Annotated in this window: 10 protein-coding genes and 1 tRNA gene; 5 read left to right on the top strand and 6 right to left on the bottom strand. The window is 39.5% G+C overall.

The features are described from left to right. Positions 1-3,237, bottom strand: a 3,237-nt coding sequence (locus tag HZA38_05775; protein ID MBI5414989.1) for an S-layer homology domain-containing protein, incomplete at its 3' end; no start/stop codon positions are given. Between the two features lie 428 nt (positions 3,238-3,665). Between HZA38_05775 and HZA38_05780 the strand changes: the two genes are divergently transcribed. The 3 genes from HZA38_05780 to HZA38_05790 all read left to right on the top strand — a co-directional run bounded on the left by HZA38_05780 (position 3,666) and on the right by HZA38_05790 (position 5,808). Continuing rightward, positions 3,666-4,268: a sigma-70 family RNA polymerase sigma factor gene (locus HZA38_05780; protein ID MBI5414990.1), complete on the top strand. Its 603-nt coding sequence runs from the start codon at positions 3,666-3,668 to the stop codon at positions 4,266-4,268. Further along, positions 4,265-4,771: a hypothetical protein gene (locus HZA38_05785; protein MBI5414991.1), complete on the top strand. Its 507-nt coding sequence runs from the start codon at positions 4,265-4,267 to the stop codon at positions 4,769-4,771. Before HZA38_05780 ends, HZA38_05785 begins: the two co-directional genes overlap by 4 nt. Before the next feature lie 80 nt (positions 4,772-4,851). Next, a complete protein-coding gene (locus HZA38_05790; GenBank protein ID MBI5414992.1) occupies positions 4,852-5,808 on the top strand; it encodes a hypothetical protein in 957 nt (318 codons plus the stop codon). A gap of 31 nt (positions 5,809-5,839) precedes the next feature. Here the strand turns inward: HZA38_05790 and HZA38_05795 are convergent, their stop codons facing one another. From HZA38_05795 to HZA38_05805, 3 genes are all read right to left on the bottom strand, one after another. Then, positions 5,840-6,337 carry a prolyl-tRNA synthetase associated domain-containing protein gene (locus HZA38_05795; GenBank protein ID MBI5414993.1) on the bottom strand — a complete coding sequence of 166 codons (498 nt, stop codon included), beginning with the start codon at positions 6,335-6,337 and terminating at the stop codon, positions 5,840-5,842. Positions 6,338-6,476: 139 nt separating this feature from the next. After that, positions 6,477-7,478, bottom strand: coding sequence for an SIR2 family protein (locus HZA38_05800; GenBank protein MBI5414994.1), 1,002 nt, complete (start codon positions 7,476-7,478; stop codon positions 6,477-6,479). Positions 7,479-7,513: 35 nt separating this feature from the next. Next, positions 7,514-7,601 (bottom strand) — tRNA-Leu (locus HZA38_05805). A 52-nt stretch (positions 7,602-7,653) separates the two neighbouring features. On the opposite strand from HZA38_05805, the gene HZA38_05810 reads away from it, so the two are divergent. Both HZA38_05810 and HZA38_05815 read left to right on the top strand, forming a co-directional pair. Next, entirely contained in the window at positions 7,654-8,574 is a 921-nt protein-coding gene (locus HZA38_05810) for a DMT family transporter (GenBank protein MBI5414995.1), read from the top strand. A gap of 5 nt (positions 8,575-8,579) precedes the next feature. Then, positions 8,580-9,344 (top strand): TatD family hydrolase, encoded by a 765-nt coding sequence (locus HZA38_05815; GenBank protein ID MBI5414996.1) that lies wholly within the window; start codon positions 8,580-8,582, stop codon positions 9,342-9,344. A 16-nt stretch (positions 9,345-9,360) separates the two neighbouring features. Here HZA38_05815 and dprA read toward each other — a convergent pair whose 3' ends face one another. Both dprA and HZA38_05825 read right to left on the bottom strand, forming a co-directional pair. Then, the gene (gene dprA / locus HZA38_05820) at positions 9,361-10,440 is read right to left on the bottom strand and encodes a DNA-protecting protein DprA (GenBank protein MBI5414997.1); all 1,080 of its coding nucleotides are present in this window, start codon (positions 10,438-10,440) and stop codon (positions 9,361-9,363) included. A 248-nt stretch (positions 10,441-10,688) separates the two neighbouring features. Further along, complete coding sequence (locus HZA38_05825; protein MBI5414998.1) at positions 10,689-11,402, bottom strand: ABC transporter ATP-binding protein; 714 nt, start codon at positions 11,400-11,402, stop codon at positions 10,689-10,691. Positions 11,403-11,606 lie beyond the last annotated feature (204 nt).

Genomic DNA, 11,606 nt, shown 5'->3' on the forward strand with positions numbered 1-11,606 from the left:
AACTGTCGGTGTATACGTTCCAGCGCGAGAATATGTATGACTAAACGTTGCCGTTTGATTTACGAGATATGGCTGAATCTGGATAGGTTCATCACCCCATACCACAGTATATGTTAATGGTCCATTTTCTGGATCACTTGCGGTTACTTTCAATGTTCCCTCTTGTCCAACCTGAAGCACTGTTGGCGCGCTAATTCCTGAGATAACTGGAGGAAGATTATTCGGAGAAAGAATTCCTACTTTTACCTCGACTGTAGTTTCTGCTGTAAGTCCTGCATTGTTTGTTACCACAAATCTTGGATTATATTTCCCCGCTTTCTGATACGAGTGCGTCAGAGTTACGGTCTGATTGAAGGATGCCATAATTTCTGATGTCGATGGACGAGCGAGAAAATCGCCTTCGTCCCCCCATGTCACAGAATATGTTAATGGACCATTCTTTGGATCTCTTGCTGTAATTTTCCATTCCCCGATTTCACCGACTTTTAAATATTCTGGTCCTGAAAACGCTGAAATAATTGGGTAAGAATTTCCTTGATCTGGCGTTTTTCCAAATGTCATTTTATTTCCCTTAATCGGAAATTGTCCGAGAACTATAGCTCTTCGTCCTGAATCTCCTTTGGCAGAAATATGATTTGCCGCATGAAGAGAGAAAATGTGATTTTTCTTATTTTTGGAATTATTTCCGTTGTAAGTGTTCCAAGCATGACGTTCTATTCCAACGGTCATTGTTTTTGTTGTTCCCGCAGGAATATCAAATCTAGGAGAGAGGTGAATCCAAACAAGATTTCCGTCATAGTCTCCTGATGATACTCCAAGTTTGTTGTCTCCATCAAAAATTTTTACGAGACCAGCATCTTGAATCTTTCCATTTCCATTGTCGGTAATTCCGACATCGCTGATGTGGAGAGCTTCACTTGAAGATGCCGTAAGTTGTATCTTCAGAACAGGAACATTCACGACATCTGCCGGAAATTCTTGCGATGGAGGAGTGTCTGGAGAAAGTCTTGCTTTCAGAATTAATGGCTCTGGAATTGGGTATCCTCCACCACCTCCACAATTACTTGCCTGAATATTCAGACTGTAGAGGAGTCCTGCAGGATTGGAATATGGATCCGCAAATCCTGACAAATTCTTTACCCGAATTTTAAGAGTATTCGTTCCATTCACAAGAGCTGGTGCGACATTGTAAGAATCTTGAGTTCCAATTTGAAAATTATTTTCAGAAGCGTCTGCTCCAACGAGTGTTCCATTTAGCCATACTTCATATGAATTATCTGCCGCAATTTTGAGAGTTGCTGAATACACACTTTGAGTCCAACTGAAATTTTTTGTAAAAGTGTATGTTTCTTCATCGGTAGGATCTTCTACAAGTTCTGATTTCCAAATCCATTTTGCTCCTGGAATTGAAGCAGTCCACGTCGGATGCATCCATGGAGAGACCGCTTTCCTTCCTGTTTCTTCAACTGTTTCATTCATGTCGCTCAGAACATTTAATGTACATTCATTAGGAGGAACAGGGATTGGAGGAAGTGGCTGTGTACTTGGAACTACATCAATAATTTGAATTTTTTCAGTTTGATTATTCGCTACATATATTTTTTTTCCATTTGGTGCAACAGTAATTCCTGTGGGAGATCCTCCAACATTTATAGTGCGCACTACACTGCTACTTTCTAAATCAATCACCTCAACATTCCCATCTCCAACAAGAGTTACAAAAGCTCTTTTTCCATCTGGAGCAATCGCAATGTCTTCGGGGTTGCTAAATGGATTTTTTCCTACTGATATTCTTTTGCTGACGGAATAGTCAGAGAGATTCAGAACAAGAATCTGCTCAGATGAATTGTCCGCTACAAGTGCTTTTTTTCCATCTGGAGTGATGGCAATTCCGGTTGGAGTTCCTCCGACTTGAATTTTTCGATCAAGACGATATGCCGAAGGCGTAAATACTCCTACGGCGCCCTCTCCAGGAAGAGTTACAAGCGCTTTTGTTCCATCTGGAGTAATCGCAATGTCTTCTGGATTGCTGGAAGATTCACCTTCTGTCGATATTGCTCTTTCTACTATGAGATTAGAACTATTCATCACGAGAACAAAATCGCCTATTGTTTCTGCTACAAGAATTTTCGTGCTATCTGGAATAATCGCTATTCCCGTAGGAGATTCTTCTGTTTCAGTCGACGATCCTGAATGTATCTCTCGAACAGTGTGAGGTCCTCCTGGCGAAGAAGGAGAAATATCAATGTACTCAAGTGTTCCATCTCCCACAAGACTGACAACTGCTGTTTTTCCATCTGGAGTAATCGCAATGTCTTCTGGGTTACTATAGTCATTTGTTCCTACTGTCATTGTTCCATTTAAAACATAATCGTCCGTACTTGGCATTGGGACAGGAGGAAGTGGCTGCGGAATAGGAGGAAGTGGTTCTGGAGTTGGAACTGTGTTCTCTCCTTTCAAAATTTGATAGATCATGACAACAAGTCCAAATCGTGTTACGAGTCTTTGTGGTTCAAAATATTGAGGGCTATTTCTAAGGGGGAAAAAATTATATGCCTGAGCAGCTCCTGCATATGGTGCAAACCAGTCATACGAAAAAACATCGAGATAATCGTAGGGAAGGTTTTTCGGAAGATTGAATGTTTCCACTGCAATTTTTGTTGCTTCGGCTGTCGTAATAGGGGCTGCTGGTCTCATTGTTCCATCAGGATATCCTCTTAAAATTCCCTTGAGAACCGCCATCATCATATATGGACGATACCACTCCTTTTCGAGCATATCTCCGAATCTTCCATTGTTTTTCTTGCTGTCGTCATCCTTAATGAGTCCATATCGAGCGATAAGAATAATTTTCGCAAGTCCTGCCCTGTTGAGAATTTCATCTCCTCGAAATGATCCATCGCTATAACCGCCGACGGCGTTCAGGACATGGTATGCATATGCTGCCGCGAGTCCTTGTAATGTCTTTGGATCTGTATCATAAAACGGATTTTTGAATTCCGAATTTGTTCTTACCACGTCTTCAAATCCTTGTGGCGGCTCTGGAACTTGTATCTGTTCAGAAGTGCTACTTGTACTCGATTCTGAAGAGAAAATATCCGAAAATGGATCTTTTGCCTTAAAAAAATCATCCGCGGAAGAAGATTTCGCAGAAACTGGCTGAGCAACTGAAAGAACAATGGCAATGCTCATAAGGACAGCCGTTCCTTTATGAACAAGCGTACGAAGGATATTCATTTGAAATGAATAAAAGAATAAAAAATAGAAAATAAAAAACAAAGCTTTCACACGGTATGTCGAGAGTGGGGTACAGTTTCAATTACGAATTCCGAATTTGTCAATTACGAATGCTCCTTTTCCGATTTATTTTTCATTTTACAATTCGTAATTTTTTCCATCTTGGGTGCTCTGGATCATTTTAAGAATTTTAAATTCTAAATTTAGAATTTTAAATTAGGCTCGGATGTTGACATTTTTCAATTTATATTGACTAAATGCAATATTTGTGCAAGACTAGTGTTCAATTTTATTTCCATTAATTATAAATATAAAGATGATGATTGGATTCTTCTTCATTATTCTCTTGATTCTCTTGCATTTCCCATTTTACATTTTACATTTTTTGTACCCCGCTCCCGACGAAAGAGATGTGGTATGATGCCCGTATGAATACTCCCGATCCATTTTTCACCACCGTTGAGCGGGCACAAAAAGGCGAGGAATCCGCTATGGAAGAGCTCTTTGACTCATTTTTTCTCAAGGTGTACTCCTATATTTCTAAGCGTATTGATGATTCGGATAATGCTGAAGATATGACGAGTGAAATATTTTTGGAAGTAGTAACACGAATTCGAGATTTTGAACTCAAATCAACATTTTCTACCTGGGTTTTTGGGATCGCAAAAAATAAAATAGCCGACTACTGGCGCGAAAAATATGCGCTCCCCACTATCCCTCTTGAAGATTATCTCACCAGTAATGACGTAGACATCGCAGAAGAGCCAGAAGAAGACTTTGAAATCGCGGAAAAAAATTGGCAGCATTTTCATGCCATCGCACAGAAATCTCTTCATCATCTCCAAGCAACACCTCGAAAACTCTTGGAACTTCGATTTCTCCAAAATTACACGCTTGAAGAAGCAGCAGAAGAACTCCAGATGAGTAAAAATACCGCAAAAGTGACGCAATTTAGGGCTCTTAAAAAACTTCGTGATCTCGCAGAAAATGGCACCATTTCCTATTCTCCTCCCCCTTCTTCTCTCAAATGAACTCTTCTCATCCCTCAGAATCGGCTCGAAATGCCTTTATCGGCAACATCCTCCTCTCCGGAGAAAGACAAGCTTCTCCTGAGTTTCGAGAGGCTCTTAAGGCTGAGGTTCTTCTCACATTTCGAAAACAATTTGAGGAAGAGTCTGTTCGTGTGAATGTGGTGGAATCTCTCTTTTCTGATTGGCGAAATGTTTGGAAAATGTTTGTTCGAGGTCTTCGACTGGCAACCGCCCCTGCGTTTGCGCTCCTTATCATCTTTACGATTTTCACTGGATCCCCTCCTGAAATTTCTCCGAACGATCTGCCAAAAGGAGCGATTTCTTTGAAAGCATCTGAATCTTCTCGTTCTTTTGCTCCTCCTAGTTCCGATGATGTCTTTGTGGATGACCTCCTCTTAGGAGAAGAACCTCAAAAAGATCTTCTTCTCTATGCCCTTATGGATGATTTTGATCACAGCATGCAAGATCTTGAAGGTCTCAAGAGTTTCTCTTTTGATATTTAATTCTTTTTGTACCCGAATTCCGACTACAGAAGTGTAGCAACTTGTTTTTTTCTCCTCATATTTTTTTTAAACTAATTCCCATGAAAAAGTTTTTTCGATTTCTTTCTTTCGGCGCACTTGCCTCTCTCGGTCTCATGTTCGTTCCAGAGGCGTTTGCTGCGCCTTCTCTTTCTGGCAGGAGTGTTCAGGAGTATCGACTGCAACTTTTAGAATATCAAAAGGCTTCGAGAAAGCCTGTAGATTTTGATGAGAAGTATATGACTTCCCGAGAAAAATTCTCACAGTATGTGAACAAGTACAATAATAAGGACGGGCAACAAGAAGCTTCTGCTCCGCAGAATTCTGCACCTTCCACGCCATCATCCCTTGAGCCTTCTAACAAGGCGACACTGGGAACGAGCGTTCCTTTTAACAACAATCAAACAGATGCTATTGAATTTTTAAAAATTCATGTTGATGAATCTCTGAATAAGATTTCACTCGCAAAAATGCAACTCGATATCGTTGCTGCGAGTCCGGTTTCTTTAGGATTTAATTTCAATTTGAAAAAGGAAGATTTCTCTTCATTGGAACAAAAATTTCAGAAAATTCGTGAGAAGATATGGGCGTTTGATCCGAATGATCCAGAAACTTCTGATAAAATTTTTACTATAACAGAAGAAATTCGTGCAGCCTCCCCAGATCTCAGTGAAAAGATTTCGGAAGCGTCAACTCTTTTTGCCGCTCAGACAGCGCTGAGCATAAAAGCCTACGCAGAAGATCAGTATGCTCTTCTCGGAAAAGATATTCGCAAATCACAAGCGGCAGGAAATGATGTTTCTGAAGTACTCTCTCTTTTGGAAACGCTTCAAAATGATATGAAAGAAGTAAATCGGCAATATGACATGGCTGTGAATGTTTTTAAAACTCTTCGTCCTACTTCGAAAAATAAAGAAGCAACTCTTGTGAAAGGTCAAGAATATCTCAAGAATATGCAGAAAATTCTCCAAGAAGACAAGCGCCTTTACCGTGATGCCCGAATTCTTCTGAGCTATTAGAAGGGAACTTCTTTGTCGTTGTCTGGCAATTTTATTTATCAGTTCTTTCTTCTACTCGGGCGTACTCTACGTGATTTCCGACATTTTCCAGAAATTTTCGAAAGCCTTCTTTCGGAATTCCAAGCGTTGCTGTATTCACATTTGGATGTGCATAAATCGTTTCAAGTTTAAAAAGATCAGTATCTACAAGAACTCGTACTTCATGATTTTCATCGTTGATAAGACCAAGGGCAGAAACTGCGCCCGGTGTGAGACCTAAATATTTCATCAGTCGTTCAGGAGATGCAAAGCTGAGTTTTGATTCCTGAAAATATTTTTTCAGCCAATCTAAGTCTGTTTTCTTGAGACTTTCAACAATTACTAAATAGTGTTTGTCTCCATTTTTATTTCGTAAAAATAAATTTTTCGTATGTCCTCCGGGCATTTTATGGTAATGCTCTTTTGCTTGTTCAACCGTAAAGAGTGCAGGATGTTCGTGTTTTGTGTAGGAGATGCCGAGGGAATCGAGGAATGCGTAGGGGGATTTCATGACATTATGGAAATAAAATTTTTGACATTATTTGTGTGAATGCGCTATAATTAGGCGTCTTTCGGTTTTAGACATAAACTGAAAGGGTATTACATCCAAGGATAGCCTTCCGCGAGGAGGGCTATTTTTTATTGTTTTATTATCCATTTTGCAGGGCGAGTTTTAATTCTCTCAATATCGACCCATCCGAAACTCCATGTGGAAAAATCTCATTGAGAGTATAGGGAAAATAGCCTGACACGGAGCCCCAAAATTTATAGGGATCTGCTGGTGGGTCGCTTGGCGTACCGTTTCCCAGTTTGATTCTAGGCGCTTGTGTATGGAAGATTGTTTTTAAGAATTTGGGGAGTGTTGGGTTTACGATGTATAATTTTAAATTTGATTTTTCAATACCGTTGTACAAGACTCGATTTATATGAGTATCTCCAAATCCATATCCAATGACGAGAATTTTCTTTGTTGATGCAATAACTTCTTCAAAAAAATTATAATATGCTTTTAAAAGTGGTTCTTTTTCAATATCTTCTTTCTTATTCATCCCAATTACTAATTGATTGGCTCCTGTGCCAGAGATCCATCCATATGATCCGTGAAGCTTGATATATGTTGGCCCTTTATAAGAATTAATATCGTTCTCTAATTCTTCAAGGCTTTTTTCTTCTGGGAGTTTGACAAAGTCGGTTTTTTTGATTTGAGAATCAATCTCATAAATGTCGCCCTTAAAAGCTTGTACTCCAGCCGGTTTGTAATGAAACACCCTCTCAACAAATAAATCTTGATTTAGGGTAAAAATAAATTTTCTTTCCTGCTTGCTTTCGATGCCGAATGACTCTTCAATACACGTTCGTAAAGGATTTTCCGATGCTCTCCATCCTTTGATTCTTTCATCAAGATGCTTATATGCTTCTTCAACAGCTTGCATAAAATCGACTCTATCCTCATCAGAATATTGACCGTATCTGCTGTGAAAAAGATGATAATGAACCTCTTCAAAATCAAAATCATTTAGCAATTCTTCCCTGAGGCACTTTTTCTTTTGTATAAGAGGATTATTTAATATTCTTGCCCACATTTCTGGTGACAAAAATCCTCCAAAATTAGCGGTAAAACCTGCGCCTGTGAGTATTATTAAATCGTGCAAACTTCAAAATATGGAAAAATTATTCTCATAAATTTTGGTGCCGACGGAGAGACTCGAACTCTCATCCCGCTAGGCGGGACAGGCTCCTGAAGCCTGCGTGTCTACCAATTTCACCACGTCGGCAGGAAAGCGTGAATGATTTTGGCAAAAAAATGTGTATTTCGCAATTTCCATTTTGGTTTTTACGAATGAAATTGATACAGTTTGGACAATGAAAAATACTATGGTTATTTCTCGCGAACGACAAGGGGAGCTTTTTGTTCTCGGAGAGGCTTTTCTCTGGGGAATGGTTCCTATTGTAAGTATTTTTTCTTTTTCTTTTCTCCCTCCGCTTTTTGTTCTTGCTGGAGCAACGTTTTTTTCGAGTGTGTTTTTTGCTGTTATTGTAACTATTCAAAAAACATGGGGGGCGTTTCGAATAGTAGCTGCATGGAAATACATTTTTCTCAACACGGGAATTGTAGGGATTGGGTATTTTTCTGTGTTTTTTCTTGGTCTCCAATATACTACCGCAGGAAATGCGAGCATCTTTGCGCTTTTTGAAGTTTTTTTCACTTTTCTCCTTTTCAGTATTTGGAAAAGAGATTCACAACAAAAAACTCATGCTCTTGGTGCTGTTTTTATGCTAATAGGAGCCGTTCTTATTCTTTTTCCAGGCGAATTTCATGTGCAAAAGGGGGATCTTCTCATTATTCTTGCCACGATGCTCCCTCCACTTGGAAATTATTTTCAAAAAGAAGCACGTAAATTAGTAAGTGCGCCATTTCTTCTTTTTATCCGAAGTTTTATCAGTGTGTTTTTCCTTTTTTTCTTGGCTTCTTTTGTGAATTCAATACCCGAAATAAGTGCAATGTGGAAAGTCCTTCCTGTTCTCATTCTTAATGGGGTATTTCTCTTTGGTTTGCGGAATATTTTTTGGGTAGAAGCTCTTTTTCGAATCTCTATCTCTAAAACACTTGCTCTTTCTTCTGTTGCACCTCTCTTCACGCTTATTTTTTCGTTTTTTCTCCTTGGAGAAATTCCGAGTATTTGGCAAATTGGTGGTCTTGTGCCCATAATGATCGGCGTATATTTTCTCACGAAGAATTCTGAGTAATTTTTATGCACCTCATTGATACTCATTGCCATTTGAATTTCGACAAGTTTGATATTGATCTCGATGATGTTGTTAAGCGCGCGAAAGCCGCTGGCGTTACGAAAATGATTTCTATTGGTTGTAGAGTTGAAGATGCGAGAAAAACGATTCCGATTCTCGAGAAATATGAGGGTGTATACGGCTCACTTGGAATCCATCCCTCTGATACTAAAGAGACTTTTGAAGATGATTTTCAGACTATTCGAGAGCTCGCTTCTCATCCAAAAGTTGTTGCCATTGGCGAAACAGGAATCGATTTGTATCGACCGGAAAATCCACCTCTTCAAAGACAGGTTTCTGCATTCGAAATACATTTTGAATTTGCAAAAAAGATGCATCGTCCAGTGATTGTTCATTCGCGATCAGCGGTGAACGAAACCCTTGAAGTTTTACAAAAACATAAAGGGTATCCGTTTGTAGTGCATTGTTTTTCGGAAGGAATGGAAGTCGCGAGAAAAATTCTCGATCTTAATGGAATGATTTCTTTTACAGGAGTCGTGACATTTGGAAAAAATGATTTTCTTCTTGAGGTGGTCAGAACGATTCCTCTTGATCGAATTATGGTGGAAACCGATGCTCCATTTTTGGCTCCACCGCCGAATCGGGGAAAAAGATGCGAACCGGCATTTGTAAGAGACACGGCGGAATTTATTGCAAAAATACGGGGAATTTCGTTAGAAGAATTTTCGGAAGCGACAACGAAGAATGCGGAAAAATTTTTTGGGATTTAACTCCGCTTTAGCGGAGTTAGAAATTCCTCGCCCATTCATTCATTCCTAAATCTGTTACCGCCCCTTTCATGGACATAAAAAGAAGTGCAGTGGAAACTTCTGCGCTGGTTTTTTTCGAGAGCAAAACAAGTTCATCAAATGACATTCCTTCTTTTGAGAGTGTTTCGAAAATCGTTCTTTGAATTTCGTTTTCTGGAATAAATTTTCGGACTTCTGTATTGTTTTTCACAAAAGAAAATTCTTCGAGAATATCCGCAGGTCCACTCACGAGCTTTGCCTCGCCCTTTCGAATAATGGTGTTTGCTCCTTCAGAAAGATCAGAAAAAATGGCCCCGGGAACAGCGAAAACTTCTTTCCCCTGTTCAAGGGCAATCCTTGCAGTAATGAGTGATCCTGATTTTTCTTGTGCTTCAATAACAATTACCCCGAGTGAAATTCCAGAAATAAGGCGATTCCTCCTTGGAAAATTATATGGATCAGGTGGTGTGCCGAGCGGAAATTCAGAGATGATTGCTCCCGACTCTTCTATTTCTCTCGCAAGCTTCTTGTTCTGCACTGGATACGGAAGATCGATCCCTGTTCCCCACACGGCAAGAGTTCTTCCATTTCTTTTAAGCGCTGCCCGATGAGCTTCTGTATCAACTCCAAATGCCATTCCCGAAATAATGGTAAATCCAGTCCGAATAATTTCGGGCAAAATGTGCGCTATGACTCTTTTTCCATACGGAGAACATTTTCTTGTTCCGACAACTGCAAGAGAAATATTATCTTCGGGAAGAATCGTTCCTTTTGTGAAAAGAAAGATTGGCGGATCTGGAATATTCCGAAGCGCAGAGGGAAAAGATTCATCATCAATAAATATGAGTTGGCATTTTTCTTGTTCAAATTTCTTCTGAATTCTTGAGAAATTCATCGTTTTTATTTTTTCAATACATGCCTCAGTACTCCTTTCTCGGATTCCCATTTTTATGAGATCTTCTCGAGTAATGTTTTTTTTTGCATTTTGGAGATTCCCAAAATATGAACGAAAAATAGCGAGTCTTCGTATGTTCAGAAAATCGAGTGATGCCCAGAAAAGTTTCGTTTCGAGATCCATTCCAAAGAATTATTCTGGAAGTCACTTTACCATCTCTCTTCAAAATTTTTGTTGAGGCATTCAAAATTTCAATGAAAATGTTCGGCGCGGAAATGATCTTTTGCTCTTCGTGAACAAGGATTTTTGTATTCCTCGAAAAGGATGTGATTCTGTTGTCACGCTCCGACAACACAATACAAACTGCTCACTTTCTCTCATTTCTGAGTATTTCGTGATAAGAAGAGCATTGTAAATATGCATGAAAATTCCTACACTCCTTCCTCTTTTTCTTCTCCTCCAAATTCAAAAGTTTTTTCCCATGTGGTGTCTTCGTGTATCTTTTTGTGTTCCAGTTTTAAAACTCTCGGCTTCACAATACTCTTCAAAAAGACGGGATCATGGGTGGTGACAATAACGGTGAGATGGTCTTCTTTGTTGAATTTGCTGAGAAGAGACCCAATGTCTCTCGTGTTTCGTGGATCGAGATTTCCAGTCGGTTCATCAGCAATCAATAGTTTTGGTGAGTGCACGAGCGCTCGAGCAATCGCAACACGCTGCTGTTCTCCGCCTGAAAGTTGATGCGGAAATTTATGGCTCATCCCTGTAAGTCCGACTCTCTCGAGGATTGCTCCCACCTTGTGTTCAATCTCTATTTCCAGCTCACCACAAACTTCCAAAACAAAAGCGACATTTTCAAATACCGTCTTTTTTTCCAGAAGTTTAAAGTCCTGAAAAACCACCCCAATTTGCTGCCTATAGAGCTGAAGCTCTCCTGGAGAGAGTTCTTCTATAGTAATTCCATCTATGGAGATACTTCCCGATGTGGGTTTGTCCGCTCCAATAAGAAGACTAATGAGTGTCGACTTTCCCGATCCTGAAGCTCCAAGAATAGCAACAAATTCTCCTGCATTTACTTGAAAATTCACCTCATCAAGGACGGTTTGGATGCCATAATTTTTTGTGAGTTGAAAAAAGCTAAGCATACCAGAAAAAATTCTGAAAATATTGTGGCGTATTTTTAAAAAAATTACGAGACTTTCTGTTCTATCGTACATTCTAAAATTATAAGCACCACCCTAGAGATAAAATAAGTTTATATTTTATTTCTAGACATGAAACAAGTTCGCAAGCCAATCAGCTTCAAAGAGCGAGAGGAAATAGAGAGGATGTTAGAAAAGAAAAAGTCG

This window comes from Candidatus Peregrinibacteria bacterium, assembly GCA_016220175.1.
Taxonomy (GTDB): Bacteria; Patescibacteriota; Gracilibacteria; order CAIRYL01; family CAIRYL01; genus JACRHZ01.